The 16,614-nt window shown below is 69.8% G+C and carries 17 protein-coding genes; 3 read left to right on the top strand and 14 right to left on the bottom strand.

Annotated elements, in window-relative coordinates; genetic code table 11:
- Positions 1 to 67: 67 nt before the first annotated feature.
- The 5 genes from hisG to ABFT43_RS19815 form a co-directional block, all read right to left on the bottom strand.
- Positions 68 to 913 carry an ATP phosphoribosyltransferase gene (hisG, locus tag ABFT43_RS19795; protein WP_347962005.1) on the bottom strand — a complete coding sequence of 282 codons (846 nt, stop codon included), beginning with the start codon at positions 911 to 913 and terminating at the stop codon, positions 68 to 70.
- Between the two features lie 76 nt (positions 914 to 989).
- Entirely contained in the window at positions 990 to 1,253 is a 264-nt protein-coding gene (locus tag ABFT43_RS19800) for a phosphoribosyl-ATP diphosphatase (protein WP_347962006.1), read from the bottom strand.
- Complete coding sequence (locus tag ABFT43_RS19805; RefSeq protein ID WP_347962007.1) at positions 1,250 to 1,975, bottom strand: HAD family hydrolase; 726 nt, start codon at positions 1,973 to 1,975, stop codon at positions 1,250 to 1,252. The genes ABFT43_RS19800 and ABFT43_RS19805 overlap by 4 nt, the downstream gene beginning before the upstream one ends.
- Positions 1,972 to 2,769: a helix-turn-helix transcriptional regulator gene (locus ABFT43_RS19810; RefSeq protein ID WP_347962008.1), complete on the bottom strand. Its 798-nt coding sequence runs from the start codon at positions 2,767 to 2,769 to the stop codon at positions 1,972 to 1,974. The genes ABFT43_RS19805 and ABFT43_RS19810 overlap by 4 nt, the downstream gene beginning before the upstream one ends.
- 4 nt (positions 2,770 to 2,773) lie before the next feature.
- Positions 2,774 to 3,241 (bottom strand): CinA family protein, encoded by a 468-nt coding sequence (locus tag ABFT43_RS19815; RefSeq protein WP_347962009.1) that lies wholly within the window; start codon positions 3,239 to 3,241, stop codon positions 2,774 to 2,776.
- A gap of 87 nt (positions 3,242 to 3,328) precedes the next feature.
- Between ABFT43_RS19815 and ABFT43_RS19820 the strand changes: the two genes are divergently transcribed.
- Entirely contained in the window at positions 3,329 to 4,129 is an 801-nt protein-coding gene (locus ABFT43_RS19820; RefSeq protein ID WP_347962010.1) for an alpha/beta fold hydrolase, read from the top strand.
- Between the two features lie 3 nt (positions 4,130 to 4,132).
- Here the strand turns inward: ABFT43_RS19820 and ABFT43_RS19825 are convergent, their stop codons facing one another.
- From ABFT43_RS19825 to metH, 4 genes are read right to left on the bottom strand one after another with little or no spacing between them, the layout of a single operon-like run.
- A complete protein-coding gene (locus ABFT43_RS19825) occupies positions 4,133 to 5,608 on the bottom strand; it encodes an MFS transporter (protein WP_347962011.1) in 1,476 nt (491 codons plus the stop codon).
- A complete protein-coding gene (locus ABFT43_RS19830) occupies positions 5,605 to 6,054 on the bottom strand; it encodes a MarR family winged helix-turn-helix transcriptional regulator (RefSeq protein ID WP_347962012.1) in 450 nt (149 codons plus the stop codon). Before ABFT43_RS19830 ends, ABFT43_RS19825 begins: the two co-directional genes overlap by 4 nt.
- Positions 6,055 to 6,108: 54 nt before the next feature.
- Positions 6,109 to 6,873 (bottom strand): crotonase/enoyl-CoA hydratase family protein, encoded by a 765-nt coding sequence (locus ABFT43_RS19835; RefSeq protein ID WP_347962043.1) that lies wholly within the window; start codon positions 6,871 to 6,873, stop codon positions 6,109 to 6,111.
- A 19-nt stretch (positions 6,874 to 6,892) separates the two neighbouring features.
- Positions 6,893 to 10,483, bottom strand: coding sequence for a methionine synthase (gene metH, locus ABFT43_RS19840; protein ID WP_347962013.1), 3,591 nt, complete (start codon positions 10,481 to 10,483; stop codon positions 6,893 to 6,895).
- Between the two features lie 51 nt (positions 10,484 to 10,534).
- Between metH and ABFT43_RS19845 the strand changes: the two genes are divergently transcribed.
- Together ABFT43_RS19845 and ABFT43_RS19850 are read left to right on the top strand one after the other, a co-directional pair.
- The gene (locus ABFT43_RS19845; RefSeq protein ID WP_347962014.1) at positions 10,535 to 11,413 is read left to right on the top strand and encodes a PAC2 family protein; all 879 of its coding nucleotides are present in this window, start codon (positions 10,535 to 10,537) and stop codon (positions 11,411 to 11,413) included.
- The gene (locus tag ABFT43_RS19850) at positions 11,410 to 12,522 is read left to right on the top strand and encodes an alpha/beta hydrolase (protein WP_347962015.1); all 1,113 of its coding nucleotides are present in this window, start codon (positions 11,410 to 11,412) and stop codon (positions 12,520 to 12,522) included. The genes ABFT43_RS19845 and ABFT43_RS19850 overlap by 4 nt, the downstream gene beginning before the upstream one ends.
- Before the next feature lies 1 nt (position 12,523).
- Here the strand turns inward: ABFT43_RS19850 and ABFT43_RS19855 are convergent, their stop codons facing one another.
- The 5 genes from ABFT43_RS19855 to ABFT43_RS19875 all read right to left on the bottom strand — a co-directional run bounded on the left by ABFT43_RS19855 (position 12,524) and on the right by ABFT43_RS19875 (position 16,568).
- Positions 12,524 to 12,832, bottom strand: a complete 309-nt coding sequence (locus ABFT43_RS19855) for a hypothetical protein (protein WP_006899457.1) — start codon at positions 12,830 to 12,832, stop codon at positions 12,524 to 12,526.
- A gap of 33 nt (positions 12,833 to 12,865) precedes the next feature.
- Positions 12,866 to 14,116 (bottom strand): cysteine--1-D-myo-inosityl 2-amino-2-deoxy-alpha-D-glucopyranoside ligase, encoded by a 1,251-nt coding sequence (gene mshC, locus ABFT43_RS19860; protein WP_347962016.1) that lies wholly within the window; start codon positions 14,114 to 14,116, stop codon positions 12,866 to 12,868.
- 83 nt (positions 14,117 to 14,199) lie between these two features.
- Positions 14,200 to 15,078 (bottom strand): SCO1664 family protein, encoded by an 879-nt coding sequence (locus tag ABFT43_RS19865; RefSeq protein ID WP_457590195.1) that lies wholly within the window; start codon positions 15,076 to 15,078, stop codon positions 14,200 to 14,202.
- A 16-nt stretch (positions 15,079 to 15,094) separates the two neighbouring features.
- The gene (locus ABFT43_RS19870) at positions 15,095 to 15,799 is read right to left on the bottom strand and encodes a DUF3090 domain-containing protein (protein ID WP_347962018.1); all 705 of its coding nucleotides are present in this window, start codon (positions 15,797 to 15,799) and stop codon (positions 15,095 to 15,097) included.
- Positions 15,800 to 15,824: 25 nt separating this feature from the next.
- Positions 15,825 to 16,568: an MSMEG_4193 family putative phosphomutase gene (locus ABFT43_RS19875; RefSeq protein ID WP_347962019.1), complete on the bottom strand. Its 744-nt coding sequence runs from the start codon at positions 16,566 to 16,568 to the stop codon at positions 15,825 to 15,827.
- Positions 16,569 to 16,614: the final 46 nt, after the last annotated feature.

The following is a 16,614-nucleotide window of genomic DNA, read 5'->3' on the forward strand; positions in this document are numbered from 1 at the left end:
AGACGGGAAGGGGCCACGTCCACGGGCCGGGGGACGTGGCCCCTTCCCCCTGCGCCGAAGCGCTGCGTCAGAAGCGGCAGGACCGGATGTCGGTCGCCAGGATCGCCCGCGCGCCGAGGTCGCTCAGGGCGTCCATGAGGTTCTGGTGGTCCTTGCGCGGGACCATCGCACGCACGGCAACCCAGTCGGGGTCGGCCATCGGCGCGACCGTCGGGGACTCGATGCCCGGGGTGATCGCCGACGCCTTGTCGAGGAGGGCGCGCGGGCAGTCGTAGTCGATCATCACGTACTGCTGACCGAAGACCACGCCCTGGACGCGGGCGATGAACTGCTTCTCGGCCTTGGTGAGGTCGGCATCGCGGCGCGAGATGAGCACGGCCTCGGAGTTGCAGAGGCTCTCGCCGAAGGCGGCGAGCCCGTGCTGACGAAGGGTGCGGCCGGAGCCGACGACGTCGGCGATGGCGTCGGCGACACCGAGCTGGATCGAGATCTCGACCGCGCCGTCGAGGCGGATGATCTCGGCGCTGATGCCGCGGGCGTCGAGGTCGCCGCGGACCAGGTTCGGGTACGACGTGGCGATGCGCTTGCCCGCGAGGTCGGCGACGGTCCACTCCTGGTCGGCGGGCGCCGCGTATCGGAAGGTCGAGGAACCGAAGCCCATGGCGAGCTGCTCGTCGACGGCCGCGCCGGAGTCGAGGGCCAGGTCACGGCCGGTGATGCCGAGATCGAGACGACCGGACGCGACGTAGATCGCGATGTCCTTGGGGCGGAGGAAGAAGAACTCGACGTCGTTGTTGTTGTCGAGAACGGTCAGGTCCTTGGAGTCGGACCGCTTGCGATAGCCGGCCTCGAGCAGGATGGCCGACGCGGATTCGGAGAGCGCACCCTTGTTGGGCACGGCAACTCGCAACATTTCGATGTCCTTTTCGTGGGATTGCACTCAGCTGAGCGGAGTGACGTACGGGTGACGTTGCGGCCGGGTCCTCCGGTCACAGATGTCGGTACACGTCCTCCAGCTCGAGGCCCCGCTTGATCATCATGACCTGCAACCAGTACAGGAGCTGCGAGATCTCCTCACCGAGCGAATCGTCGGATTCGTGTTCGGCGGCCAACCACACCTCACCGGCCTCTTCGATGATCTTCTTGCCGAGAGTGTGCACACCCGAGTCGAGCGCGGCGATGGTACCCGATCCCTCGGGACGGGTCGCGGCCTTCTCGCTGAGTTCGGCGAACAGCTCCTCGAATGTCTTCACGAGTCACCATTTTTGCATGTGGCGATATGCGCGAGCCCGCCGGTCCATGCCTCGGTGACCTCCTCGATGCTCAGACCCACCAGCGTGTGGCGGAACACACGCAGCGGGCCGGGCTCGACGGGGGCCGCCGACGGCACGACCAGCGTGGGCACCCCGGCCGTCGTCGCCGCCTGCGCACCGGTCGGCGAGTCCTCCACCGCGAGACAGTCGGCGGTCGAGGCGCCGACGAGTTCCGCGGCCCGCAGGTACGGATCCGGGGCCGGTTTGCCGACGGCGACCTCGTCACCGCACACCGTGGCGGTGAACCGGTGCCGTCCGATGGTCTCCAGGGCAACGTCGGCCACCTCACGCACGGTGTTGGTCACCAGCACCATCGGGATTCCCGCGCCGGCGACCAGCTCCAGCGCCTCGAGCGCACCCGGTCGCCACGGCAGTCCGTCGCCGAAGAGCTCGGTCACCCGGTCGAGGGTCCAGCGCCCGTCGGCGGCCGGGTCGCGGTCCTCCGGCGCGAGGCCGACGGCGTCGTGGAGTTTCGCCAGCGCGTCGGGCAGCGCGTTGCCGAGCGTCGACTCGCGCAGCTGTGGCGTCAACTCGATGCCGTGGCGTTCGGCGAGCTCACGCACCGCGATCTCCCAGATCGGCTCGGAATCGAGCAGGGTGCCATCCATGTCCCAGAGGACGGCGGCGGGGAGTCGGGAGGGAGCGAGGACTGCGTCGGTCACCCCTGCATCATCGCAACCCACTCCTCGGTCGGCTCGTCCGCCGGGTAGAAGAGCTCGATGGTCAGCTCCTCGAGAGTGACGTCGCGCGGTGACCCGAAGGTGGTCAGGGTGGTGAAGAACGACAGCTTCTGCTCGCCCAGCACGATCTCGAACGGCACCAGCAGCCGGGACGGATCGTGCGGCCGCTCCCCCGCCACCCGGCGCTCGTCGAGCCCGACGACGGTCTCGTACGCCGACACCTCCCGCTCGAGCGCGAGCAGCCGCTCGTCGCCGGTGATGCGGGCCATCCGTCGCAGGAGGTCGACGAGGTAGCCGCCCCACTCGTCGAAGTTGTGCGTCAGCTTCGCGAAGCCGTCGGGATGCAGCGACACCCGGAACAGGTTGACCGGCGCGGCCTGGAATTCCTCCGGCAACAGGCCCAAGAAGCCGACCGCGGTGTCGTTGGCCAGCACGACGTTCCACGTCCGATCCAGTGCGACGCCGAGATTCGGTTGGTGGGCGTCGAGCAGACGGACGATCTGGGCGCGCACCCGTGCCATCGTCTCGGCATCGAGCGGCTCCTCGGTGTAGCGCGGCGCGTGCCCGGCGGCAACGAGAAGCGAATTGCGTTCGCGCAGAGGGATGTCCAGCTTTTCGGCGAGGGCGTCGAGCAACTCCGGGCCGGGTCGGGACTTGCCGGTCTCGACGAAGCTGAGGTGCTTGGGCGACACCCCGACCGCGTAGGCGAGGTCGAGCTGGCTGATCGAGCGCCGGGAACGCCACTGCCGCAGCAACGCCCCCACCTCGACGGTCATGGCGTCATCGTAGACAGCCCTCGATCAGTTCGAGGGCGTACCCGATCGTCTGTGCGAGCACCTCCTCGGGTTCACCGTCGAACTCCTTGCGGGTCGCGCTCACCCGGCCGCGGTGATCGAGCCCGAACCAGACCGTGCCGGGCGCCGCCTCGTCGGGTTCGGGCCCGGCCTCGCCGGTCACCGCGACGACGATCTCGGCGTCGAAGAGCCGGGCGGTGGCAGCGGCCATCGAACGCGCGGCGGCCTCGCTGACGACGGGCCCCTCCGGCACCTCGAGCAGCGAGTACTTGACGTCCGGGTGATAGGCGATGACCCCGCCGCGGAACCAGGTCCCGGCCTGCGGGGCCTTGCTCAGCTCGCTGGCCAGGTTGCCGCCGGTCAGGGACTCGGCGACGGCGATGTGCTCGTCGCGGTCGAGGACGGCCTTCGCGATCCGCTCGCAGGTGCCGGAGAAGTCACTCACATCGGACATGACCGGACGATTACCGGATTCCGGCATTCTCAAACCACTACCTGACGGGTAGTGGCGTGTCGCACCGTCACTCGTCACCCTGTGGACATGGACCACGCGAGCGAGAACCGAACGCCAACCGCGGTGATCTCCCCGGCGATGGGCGTGCCGGCACGGGTGTACCGGCGATTCTCGGAGGCACTGACCGACGACGGATTCGACGTCCGGCTCGTACCGCGACGCGGGCTCGAAGAGGGGTCTCCCCCGCCGTCGCGCGGCACCGACTGGTCATATGAGGACGAGGCGGACGATCTCGCCGCGTCCGTCGCCGAATCCCGGGCGGCCACCGGCGGACCGGTCGTCGTGATCGGGCACAGCCTCGGCGCCCAGCTCGCCGCGCTGGCGGCACAGCGGTCCGGTGCGGCGCCGGACGGCATCGTCGCGATCGGCGCATCGGTGCCGTGGTTCCGGTTCTACGGGGTCCGCGCCGTGCCGTTCGCGGCGCTCGCCGCCTCGGTCGCGCCGATCGGCGCCGTCGTCGGTCATTGGCCGAGACAGGGATTCGCGGGTCCGACACCGCGCACGCTCATGCGGCAATGGGCGCGAATGGTGCTGACCGGACGTCCGCCCTTCGATCTCGACGGTTCGGTCCGCGTGCCGACGCTCATGGTCCGGCTCGGGGACGACGAACTCGTCACCGATCCCGCCGCGGCCGCTTTCGAGACGGCCTTCGCGCAGGACGCCCTGACCCGCTGGGTGTACGACGACTCCCTCTGTCCCCCCGAGGGAAACGCGACGCATCTCGGCTGGAGCCGGACACCGCAGGTGGTGGCCCGGCGGATCGCGCAGTGGTGGCGATCGCACACCGGGGCCGACCCGTTGCGCGAGGGCGCGACCGAATCCGCCTGACGATCAGGCCTTCCAGGCCCCGGTGGTCGACTCGATTCGCGTCCGGGTGCGTTCCGCGGTGGCACGGCCCCACTCGCCCGTGGAGACGTAGACGATCACCGCGAGGATGACCCCGCACACCGCCATCGCGATCCACACGGGCCGCGCCGCGCCGGACAGGCCTTCGGCGATCGGGCCGTCGATCCCGGCGAACGCGATCGCGCCGAACACGGCCACGCCGAGCGCGGTGCCGACCTGTCGCCCGGTCGACGCCATCGCAGAGGCTAGACCCGCCTGGGTGCGGGGCATGCCGGACACGGCGCCGTTGGTGATCGGCGCGTTGAGGAACCCGAAGCCCAGGCCGAAGACCAGATACGATGCACCGACGTAGACATACGAGGTGTCGTCGCCCAGGCCGATGAGCATCAGCGACCCGGCGATGGTGGCGAACGAGCCGACCATCATCGGCAACCGCGTGCCGCGGTTGCCCACCAGGCGACCCGCGATGGGTGCGCAGACGACCGATGCGGCGGCCATCGGGAGGGTCATCAGGCCCGCGTTCATCGGCGACAGCCCGCGCACCTCCTGCAGGTACAGCGTGTTGAGGAACAGGAATCCGCCCGTCGCGGCGAAGGCGATCACCGCGCATGCGACGGCGCTGGTGAAGGGCGCGCTGCCGAAGAACCGCGGGTCGAGCAGCGGTTCGTCGCGGCGGTTCTCGTACCAGACCAGAACGACGAGCGCGACCGCGGAGACCGCGAAGCAGCCGAGCACCGTCGGCGACGTCCAGCCGAGCGGACGGCCCTCGATGATCGCGAAGGTGAGGGTCGCGAGGAAGGCGAGGACCAGCACCTGCCCGACCGGGTCGGCGCGTCGTGCGTGTTCGGCGCGGGACTCGGGGACGAACCGAGTGGTGAGTGCGAGCGCGAGAAGGCAGACCGGCACGTTGAGCCAGAAGATGGCCTCCCAGCCGATCCCGGAGACGAGCGCGCCACCCACCACCGGGCCGAACGCCATGCTCAGACCGAAGGCCGTGCCCCACACGCCGATCGCCTGTGCCCGCTCCCGCGGGTCGACGAACACGTTGGTGACGATCGCCAGCGCGACCGGGTTCAGCATCGATCCGCCGATCGCCTGCACCATGCGGGCGCCGATGAGGAACTCGGCGCTGGGCGCGAGCGAACAGAGAACCGACGCCACCCCGAAGACCAGCAGGCCCACACGGAAGATCCGCTTGCGGCCGAAGCGGTCGCCGAGCGTGCCGCCGAAGATCAGCAGGCTCGCGATCACGAGTGCGTACGAGTCGAGCACCCACTGCAGTTGCGACTCGGTGGCGTCGAGGTCGTGACCGATGGACGGGATGGCGACGTTCAACGCGGAGACGTCGAGTCCGACGATGAACAGGCTCAGACAGCACGTCGCGAGGATGACGACCCGGTCGCGGCGGGTCAGGGTGCCGCCTGCGGATCGGGCATGGAGTGCGGACACCGCGCCGTTCACGACTCCGCCGCCCGGCGGAGCTTCTCGAGCAGTCCCGCGAGTTGCCGGAGCTCGGCGTCGGTGAGGGCGTCGAACATGTCCGGCGCGGTGGCCGGATTGTCGGTCACCGCGGTGACCACCCGCCGGCCCGCCTCGGTGATGGTGACGCGCCGGCAGCGACGGTCGTCCGGGTCGTCCTCACGGGTCACGAGCCCGTGTTCGACGAGATCGTCGACGATCCCGCTCATCGCCGATTTGTCGACGCCCATCCGCTGCGCGAGCTCACGCTGGGTCATCGGCTGCACCGCGACGCGACGCAGCGCGCGGAACCGGCTGAACGGGATGTCGATGACCTCGGTGATCCGGGCTCGCGACTCCCGCGACTGGTCCCGGACCAGGCTGTTCATCGTGAACCAGACCTCGGTCGCCGTCGGGGTGCCGGCGCGCGCCGGGTTGGTTGCAGACATACAACCATCGTAGATCTACAACCATCTGGTGGTCCAGGGCGCGGCGTCCGCACCTCAGGGCGAAAAGGTGCCGTGGCGGCCCGCTCCCCCGGCGAAACGTGTTGCGCCGGCCACGGTGTCGGCCTTCAGGGACACCATCCCGTGGTGGAGTTCGTTGACCATCGCCGAGTCGACGTCCATGCCGTGCTGCTCGCGCACCGACGCCCGGTCCTCGCGCAGGCAGGTCTGCGGGAACGCGGCGATCTGTTCGGCGATCTCGACGGCGGCGTCGAGGGCGGTGCCGGACGGGACCACCCGATTCGCCAGACCGATCCGCAGGGCCTCGTCGGCGGAGACGGGGCGGCCGGTGAGGATGAGGTCCATCGCACGGCTCTCGCCGATCAGCCGCGGCAACCGGACCGTGCCGCCGTCGATGAGCGGCACACCCCACCGCCGGCAGAACACCCCGAACACGGCGTCCTCGTCGGCGACGCGCAGGTCGGCCCACAGCGCCAACTCGAGGCCGCCCGCGACGGCGTGACCGGAGATCGCGGCGATCACCGGCTTGGACAGCTTCATCCGCGTCGGACCCATCGGACCGTCGCCGTCGAACTCCACCCGGTTGGCATCGCCTTCGGCGATGGCCTTGAGATCGGCCCCGGCACAGAAGGTCCCGCCCTCGCCGTAGAGGACGGCGACCGACGCCGACCCGTCGGCGTCGAACCGGCGGAACGCTTCGGCGAGTGCCTCCGCGGTCGCCCGGTCGACGGCATTGCGACGATCCGGCCGGTCGATTCCGATGATCCGGACCGGCCCCTGCGACCGTTCGATCACTCCCATGGTGCTCACCGCCGCCAGATCAGGTGTTGAAGTACTTGGCCTCGGGGTGATGCAGCACGAAGGCGTCGGTGGACTGCTCCGGATGCAGCTGCAACTCCTCGGACAACTCGACGCCGATGCGCTCGGGCTCGAGCAGCGCGACCATCTTGGCGCGGTCCTCGAGGTTCGGGCAGGCGCCGTAGCCGAACGAGAAACGCGCACCGCGGTATTCGAGGTCGAAGAAGCCCTGCGGATGATCCGGGTCCTCGGCGGCCACGCTGCGATCGTCGAACCGCAGTTCGCTGCGCACCCGCTGGTGCCAGTACTCGGCGAGCGCCTCGGTCAACTGCACGCCGATGCCGTGGACCTCGAGGTAGTCGCGGTATGCGTTCTCGGCGAACAGCTTGTTGGCGAAGTCCGCGATCGGCTGGCCCATGGTCACCAGCTGGAACGGCATCACGTCGACGCGGCCGGCCTCGCGGGCCGCGTCGCGGGACCGGATGAAGTCCGCGATGCACAGGAAACGCGACCGCTGCTGACGCGGGAACTCGAAACTGTGGACCACCTCGGCGTCGGGGTCGGCCTCGGCGAGCACATGGACGATGTTGCCCTCGCTGACAGCCGGGAAGTAGCCGTACACCACCGCGGCGTGCTGCAGGATGTTCTCGGTCGCGAGGCGATCGATCCAGTACCGCAGCCGCGGACGGCCCTCCGTCTCGACGAGCTCCTCATACGACGGGCCCTCGCCACCGCGGGCGCCGCGCAGGCCCCACTGGCCGAGGAACAGCGCACGCTCGTCGAGGAACTGCAGGTAGTCGGCGACCGGGATGCCCTTGACGATCCGGGTCCCCCAGAACGGTGGCGTGGGGATCTCGTTGTCGGCGGCCACGTCCGAGCGTGCCGGCACCTCGACCGGGGTCTCGGCGGCCTTGCGCTTCTCCGCGATCCGCTTGGACCGTTCGTGACGCGCCTTGCGCTCGGCGGCCTTGGCGGCGGCGGCCTTGGCCTCCTCGCTGTCCGGATCCGGGCCCTCGCCACGCTTGCGGGCCATGATCTCGTCCATCAGGCGCAGACCCTCGAAGGCATCCCGTGCGTAGTGCACGTCGCCCTCGTAGACCTCGGACAGGTCGTTCTCGACGTAGGTGCGCGTCAGCGCGGCACCGCCGAGCAGGACCGGGTACTCGTCGGCGAGGCCCCGGGAGTTGATCTCCTCGAGGTTCTCCTTCATCACGACGGTCGACTTCACCAGCAGCCCCGACATACCGATGACGTCGGCCTTTTTGTCCACGGCCACCTCGAGGATCGTCGAGATCGGCTGCTTGATGCCGATGTTGACGACCTCGTAGCCGTTGTTCGACAGGATGATGTCGACGAGGTTCTTGCCGATGTCGTGCACGTCGCCCTTGACGGTCGCGAGCACGATGCGGCCCTTCCCGTCCTCACCGGTCGACTCCATGTGCGGTTCGAGGTGTGCCACCGCGGCCTTCATCACCTCGGCGGACTGCAGCACGAACGGCAGCTGCATCTGTCCGGAGCCGAACAACTCGCCGACGGTCTTCATGCCCGACAGCAGCGTCTCGTTGATGATCTCCAGGGGCGGCACCTGCGTCATCGCCTCGTCGAGGTCGTCGGTCAGGCCGTCGCGCTCGCCGTCGACGATGCGCCGTTCCAGACGCTCGAACAGCGGCAGCCTCGCCAGTTCCTGCGCACGCGACTCGCGCGCCGACGCCGCGGACACACCCTCGAAGAGCTGCATGAGCTTCTGCAGCGGGTCGTAGCCCTCACGACGACGGTCGTAGACGAGGTCGAGCGCGACCTGACGGTGCTCCTCGGGGATGCGGGCCATCGGCAGGATCTTCGAGGCGTGCACGATCGCGGTGTCGAGACCCGCCTGCACGCACTCGTGCAGGAACACGGAGTTGAGGACCTGACGCGCAGCGGGATTCAGGCCGAACGAGATGTTCGAGATGCCGAGCGTGAAGTGGACGTCCGGGTGCGCCTGCTTGAGCCGGCGGATCGCCTCGATGGTCTCGATGCCGTCGCGCCGCACCTCCTCCTGACCCGTGGAGATCGGGAAGGTCAGGGTGTCGATGATGATGTCCTCTTCGGCGAGGCCCCAGTTGCCGGTGATGTCGGCGATGAGACGCTCGGCGACGCGCACCTTCCAGTCCGCGGTGCGGGCCTGGCCCTCCTCGTCGATGGTCAGCGCGACGACCGCCGCGCCGTGCTCGACGACGAGCTCCATGATCTTGTGGAACCGCGAGTCCGGGCCGTCGCCGTCCTCGTAGTTCACCGAGTTCACCGCGCAACGGCCGCCCAGCGTCTCGAGACCGGCGCGGATGACCTCCGGCTCGGTCGAGTCCAGCATGATCGGCAGCGTCGACGACGTCGCGAAGCGGCGGGCCAGCTCGGTCATGTCGGCGGCGCCGTCGCGGCCCACGTAGTCGACGTTGAGGTCGAGCATGTGGGCGCCGTCGCGGGTCTGGTCCTTCGCGATGTCCAGGCACTTCTGGTAGTCGCCGGCGATCATCGCCTCGCGGAATGCCTTGGAACCGTTGGTGTTCGTCCGCTCGCCGATGACGAGGAAGCTGGCGTCCTGGTCGAATGGCACCGCCGTGTACAGCGACGAGGTCTCCGGAATGTGCTCGGGGTTGCGAGTGGTCGGGGTGACCTCGGCGACCGCCTCCGCGACCTGTCGGATGTGCTCGGGCGTGGTGCCGCAGCAACCGCCGACGAACTGCAGGCCGAACTCGCCGACGAACTGCGCGAGCGCCTCGGACAGCTCCTCGGGGGTCAGCGGGTACTCGGCGCCGTTGGGGCCGAGCACCGGCAGGCCGGCGTTCGGCATCACCGACACCGGGATCCGCGCGTGCTTGGACAGGTAACGCAGGTGCTCGCTCATCTCGGCGGGGCCGGTGGCGCAGTTCAGGCCGATCACGTCGACGCCGAGCGGCTCGATCGCGGCGAGCGCGGCGCCGATCTCCGACCCGAGCAGCATCGTGCCGGTGGTCTCCACGGTGACGTGGGTGATGATCGGGATGCGGCGGCCGACCCGGTCCATCGCGCGCTTGGCGGCGATGACGGCGGCCTTCACCTGCAGAAGGTCCTGGGAGGTCTCGATGAGCACCGCGTCGGCGCCGCCGTCGAGCATGCCGATGACGCATTCGAGGTAGGCGTCGCGGATCGCGGCGAAGGTCGTGTGTCCGAGGCTCGGCAGCTTGGTACCCGGACCGATCGAACCCAGCACATACCGGTCGAACCCGTCGGCGGTCTTGCCCATCTCGTCGGCGACGCCGCGCGCGATCGCGGTGCCCTTGTAGGACAGCTCGCGGATGCGGTCGGCGATGTCGTAGTCACCGAGGTTGGACAGGTTGCAGCCGAAGGTGTTGGTCTCCACCGCGTCGGCGCCGGCCGAGAAGTAGGCACGATGGATGCCCTCGAGCACGTCGGGACGGGTGTCGTTGAGGATCTCGTTGCAACCCTCGAGGCCACGGAAGTCGTCGAGGGTCAGGTCCGCGGCCTGCAGCATCGTCCCCATCGCCCCGTCACCGATCAGGACGCGCCGCGACATCGCCGACATGAACGTCGTGTCGAAGTCGGGCGGTCGGTGGCCGGAGTTTTCGAAGGACATGGTTGACAGCGTAGTTCGCCCTCTCTGCGTGTTCGGTCGTAGGCTGGTTCGGTGAACGCTGAGCAGATGTCCAACCTTCCCCGGCTGCGCAGACCCATTCTGCTCGCAGCCTTCGAGGGATGGAATGACGCCGGGGACGCCGCCAGCAGCGCGGTCGAGCATCTCGCACTCGAGTGGGACGCCGTACCGCTCGTCGACATCGACTCCGATGAATACTACGACTTCCAGGTCAACCGGCCCACCATCAAGCTGATCGACGGCGTGACCCGGCGCATCGAATGGCCCACCACCTCCGTCTCCTACTGCAGCCCGCGCGGCGCCGACCGCGACATCGTGCTGGTACGCGGCATCGAGCCGAACATGCGCTGGCGCGCCTTCTGCGCCGAGATCGTCGAACTCGCCCAGCGCCTCGAGGTCGAGACGACGGTCATGCTCGGTGCGCTCCTCGCCGACACCCCGCACACCCGTCCGGTCCCCGTGACCGGGTCGGCGTACAGCAGTGAGACGGCCGCCCGTTACCACCTGACGGAGAGCCGCTACGAGGGTCCGACCGGGATCACCGGCGTGCTGCAGGACCTCTTCGTCCAGGCGGGCGTGCCGGCCGTGTCGTTCTGGGCCGCGGTTCCGCATTACGTGTCCACGCCGCCGAACCCGAAGGCGACCGTCGCCCTGCTGACCCGGGTCGAGGAGGTCCTCGACATCGAGGTGCCGCTCGGCACGCTGCCCGAGCAGGCCGAGGAGTGGGAGCGCGCGGTCACCGAGATGACCGAGGACGACGAGGAGATCGCCGAGTACGTCCGCGGCCTGGAGGAGCGCGGCGACGCCGAGCTCGATCCCGACGAGGTGATGGCGAAGATCGACGGGGACGCGCTGGCCGCCGAGTTCGAGCGCTATCTGCGTCGTCGCGGACAGGGGCCGTTCGGAGGTTGAGCGGCCACCGGTCGACGGCGGGGCGACGGGCCGGCGCCGGGCTCGCGGCGGGCGTCGCCGCACTCGGAGCCGGCACGGCGATGTACGCCGCACGCAATCTCACCTACGACACCCGCGAGGCCGCCCGGCTCGCGTCGAGCGGGATGCACGCGCGTGCCGTCGGCATGCCCGACGGTGCCGTCATCGGCTACGGGGAGGGTCCGCGCCGCGGTCCGGCGCTGCTGCTCGTCCACGGCCAGCAGGTGTCGTGGGCGGACTACGCCGCGGTGCTGGGCGCGCTGACCCGCGACTGGCACGTGTTCGCGGTCGACTGTTTCGGTCACGGGGCGTCGGCCAAGGAGCCGGCGCTCTATCCGGCGTTGCCGCAGACCCGGGCGCTGGCCTGGTTCGTCGAGAACGTCATCGGTGAACCGGTGGTCGTGGCGGGCCATTGCTCGGGCGGACTCCTGGCGACGTGTCTGGCGGCCGACTTCCCCGACCGCGTGCAGGCCGTGCTGATCGAGGATGCGCCGTTCTTCGGGACCGAACCCGACCGCGCACGGGCGACCTACGCCTGGCGCGACACCTTCCGCAACATCCACCGGTACCTCGAGGCCGCGTCATCGACCGACGCGGCCGGCTGGACCCGGTTCTGGCTCCGCAACAGCCACCTGCGGACGATGTTCGGCGACCGCGCGTGGAACAGGCTCGTCCGCGGGCCGGTGGAGAGACGCCTCGACCGCGATCCGCACGTGCTCCCCAAGCTGTGGTGGCTGCCGCCGACGCTCAACCGCGCGATCGCGCTCACCGCATGCCTGCAGGACGGGACGGGCGACTACGACCTGCGCTACGGGGACCTGTTCTACGACGGCGCCTGGCTCGCCGGTTACGACCAGGCCGAGACGCTCGGACGGGTCCTCGTGCCCACGACGCTCCTACACGCGACGACCCACCAGCAGGACGGCGTCCTGCTCGGCGCGATGACCTCCGACGACGCGATCCGGGCGCACACGCTCATGCCGGATTGCCTGCTGATCGACCGCATCCCCTCGGGACACGACATCCACCGACAGCGGCCGGCGCTCTACGTCGACGCGCTGAACGCGTTGCGCAAGCGGATCCGCGGCTAGCTCAGCCGATCTTCTCGATGGAGACGACCGGCGTGGTGATGCGCCACGTGCGAACGTCCGGGTCGTCGGCCGCGCGCACCCAGAACTGGGCGGATTCGCCCAGCCGGCAGGACTTGACCCCGAGCAGCGGGATGTCCTCGGAGTCGCGGCGCAGCCGGCTCACCGTCCACTCCTCGCTCTCCGTGCCCCCGACGCCGGGAGCACGCAACAGCGTCATCTCGTCGAAGTCGAGCAGATACGTGGACGTCCGGGTGACCACGGTGAACACCCCGGAGTCCGTGTCAGGTCGGATCTCTTGCACACGCGCCACGAGAGCACTTTACCCAGAGTCTCGTCGCGGCGATCAGGCCTGCGGCGTGGCCGGGATGCCGAGCAGGGCGTCGACGGCTGCGGCCAGCTCGGCCGGCGCGCCGGTCGACGACCCTATGCCGGTGCGGACGTCCTCACACCACGCGTCGACGGCGGCGAGCGCCTTCGGGGTGTCGAGGTCGTCGGCGAGGTGCTGCCGCACGCGGGCGATGGTGTCGGCGGCGTCGGGTCCGGCCGTCGCGGCGAAGGCGGTGCGCCAGCGCCCGAGCCGTTCGACAGCGGTGTCGAGCACGGCCTGCGTCCACATGCGGTCGCCGCGGTAGTGGTCGGCGAGTAGCGCGAGGCGGATGGCGGCCGGGTCGACGCCGTCGCCGCGCAGCCGGGAGACGAACACCAGGTTGCCGCGGCTCTTCGACATCTTCTCGCCGTCGAGGCCGACCATGCCGGTGTGCACGTAGTGCCGTGCGAATCGACGCGAGTCGGTGAGCGCCTCGCCGTGGGCCGCGGAGAACTCGTGATGCGGGAAGATCAGATCGTTGCCGCCGCCCTGGATGTCGAACTCGATGCCGAGGCGGTTGAGCGCGATCGCCGAGCACTCGATGTGCCAGCCGGGGCGACCCGGACCGAACGGCGAATCCCACGAGGGCTCGCCCTCGCGTTTCGCGCGCCACAGCAGCGCGTCGAGCGGGTCGCGCTTGCCCGGACGGTCGGGGTCGCCGCCGCGTTCGGCGAAGAAGCGCGCCATGGTCTCGCGGTCGTAGCCGGACTCGTAGCCGAACTGCTCGGTGGCGTCGGTCCGGAAGTAGACGTCGGGGTACTCGGCGTCGTCGACGACGTAGGCGGCGCCCGAGGCGAGGAGCTTCTCGACGACCTCGATGACCTCGCCGATGGACTCGACGGCGCCGACGTAGTCCCGGGGCGGGAGCACGCGGAGCGCGGTCATGTCGTCGCGGAACAGCTGGGTCTCGCGGGCGCCGAGGTCGCGCCAGTCCACGCCGTCGCGGTCGGCGCGCTCGAACAGCGGGTCGTCGACGTCGGTGACGTTCTGCACGTAGTGCACGTCGTGTCCCTGATCGCGCAGCACGCGGTTGATCAGGTCGAAGGTCACGTAGGTGGCGGCGTGGCCCAGGTGGGTGGCGTCGTACGGGGTGATCCCGCAGACGTACATGGTGGCCGTTTGTCCCGGTGCCACGGGGCGCACGGCACGGTCGGCGGTGTCGAAGAGACGGAGGGCGGGTCCACCGCCGGGTACCACCGGGAGTTCCACTTCGGGCCACGACTGCATGGCGTCCACTGTATTGCCCGCGACACGCGCGGGGTTTTCCGGGGCTGTCCGATTCGGGCCCGGTCGGATGTGGTCGACCGCGCTCAGAAGGGAGGCCACGGAATGGGACGGCGACCAGGTGGGAAGGGCATGGTCGCGTTCTCCGCGATCACGGCCGCGCGAAGCGTCAGCGCGTCGATCTCGTCGGTGGTGATGAGCTGCCGCAGCTGTTCCCGGAGTTCCGACGACCCGGTCTCGAGCTGTTCGACGAGGGTCGCGACGTCGGCGACGAGGTGCGCGGGCACCGGCTCCCCCGCCCAGCCCCACAGCACCGTGCGCAGCTTGTCCTCGGAGTGCAGGCAGATGCCGTGGTCGATGCCGTACACGCCGCCGTCGAGACCCTCGAGGACGTGTCCGCCCTTGCGGTCGGCGTTGTTGAGCACCACGTCGAGCACGGCGAGCCGTTGCAGGCGCGGATCGTCGGCGTGCACGAGCACGACGGGTTCGCCGCGGTGGTCGTAGGCCTCCAGCACCGCGAAGAATCCGGTGGGGACGGTGTCGGCGGGACACAGGTCCACCAGGTCGACCCGGGGCTGCCGGTCGTCGGTGCGCGGATGGTCGGTGTTGTCCGGCGTGTCGATCCAGCGCTGCACCATGCCCGGCCCCACCGGCCCGTCGCGGTGCACCGTGGTCGGGATCGCACCCCAGCCGAGCGCCTCGGAGATCAGGTACGACGCCACCTCACGCCCGGCGAGCGTGCCGTCCGGGAAGTCCCACAGCGGGACCTCGCCGCGGACCGGCTTGTAGACGCACCGCATCGATGTCTCGCCGAGGACGGCATCGCACACCAGCGTCGCGTTGCTCGCCGACGGAATCCGCCCCAGGACGGTCAGCTCGCCCTCACGCAGGACCTCCGGGACGGCGGCATCGGAAACCGTTTCGGCGACGGGGTCGTCCGGCGCCGCGTCCTCCCGGGGCGTCACCGCCCGCGCCCCCGGCTCATGGTCGCGCGGAGGGCCCGGCGTCGCCCGTGTCGTCACCGTCATCCGACTCGTCGTCCTCGTCGTCGACGTAGAAACTCGGATCGGCTTGTGTGGCAAGACTGTTGAAGACCGCGGGGTCGATGAAGTCGAGCGACTTGCTCAGCGTCGCGTCGCGCTTGTAGCCGTTGGTGCGCACACACAGGTGCCCGGACGGATCGAGCGGCTCGTTGCACAGCGGGCACGGTTGCCGGCCGGCGGAGATGACCTTGGCCGAGCGCGCCGCGAACTCGCGGGCCGCGGCGGTGGTCAGGAACACGCGCACCGCGTCGGGGCCCTCGTCCGTGTCGTCGAGGACCACGCTCTCGTCGAACTCGCCCTCGGTGATGGCGAGGAGTTCGACGACGACCGCCTCCGATTCGGCGTCCCAGCCGAGACCCATGGTGCCGACGCGGAACTCGGCGTCGACCGGCATCACCAGCGGGCTCAGGTCGCCGACCCGATCGGTGGGCGGCGGCACCGGCGTTCCGAACCGGCGGTGGATCTCGTCGAGCAGCGCGCCGATGCGGTCGGCCAGGATCTGGACCTGCTGCTTCTCCAACATCACGCTGACGACGCGGGATTCGTGGACGGCCTGGAGGTAGAACGTGCGGTCACCGGGTTGCCCGATGGTGCCGGCGATGAACCGGTCCGGACTCCGGAACACGTGGATCGCTCGGGACATCACACCTCCTCGACTGTTGTGTTCATTATCCCGACGGCGCCGGGATGGTCGCAGATGCACCGGAATCGGCGCCGGTCTCACCGCCGACGACCGCGTCGTCGGACGCCGGTCCGGTCTCCTCGCGGCGCGGCCGGGGCACCGAGAGCTTCGCGGTGTGGTTGATGGTGTGGACATACGGACGCGACGAACCGTAGCGGATGACGCTGATCGACGCCGGTTCGACGACGATGCGCTGGAACGAGTCCAGATGACTGCCCATCGCGTCGGCGATCACCGACTTGATGACGTCGCCGTGCGAGCAGGCCACCCACACACCCGAGCCGTCGGGCCCGCCGTAGATACGGTCGAGTTCGCGGATCGCACGCACCGCTCGCGCCTGCACGTCGGCCAGCCCCTCGCCGTCGGGGAACACCGCCGCCGACGGCTGCTGCTGCACCACCTTCCACAGCGGTTCGGCCAGGAGTTCCTTGATGGGACGGCCGGTCCAGCCGCCGTAGTCGACCTCGATCAGGTCGTCGACGACGATCTCCGGGGGCCGGTCGCCGTTGGTCCCGAGCGCCGCCAGCAGCGGCGCGACGGTCTCCGCACAGCGGTCGAGCGGCGAACGGGCCACGGCCCGGATCTCGCCGAGGTGGTCGGCGAGTCGGCTCACCAGGTCGTCGGCCTGTGCACGGCCCCGGTCGTCGAGGTGGACTCCGGGGCTGCGACCGGCGAGCAGGCCTGAGGTGTTCGCCGTGGAACGGCCGTGCCGGAGAAGGATCACGGTCATTCCACAACTCTAGGCATGCGAACGGAGACCCCGCACACGGCGAGCG

The sequence above is a fragment of the Gordonia aurantiaca genome (assembly GCF_039939235.1).
Taxonomy (GTDB): Bacteria; Actinomycetota; Actinomycetes; order Mycobacteriales; family Mycobacteriaceae; genus Gordonia.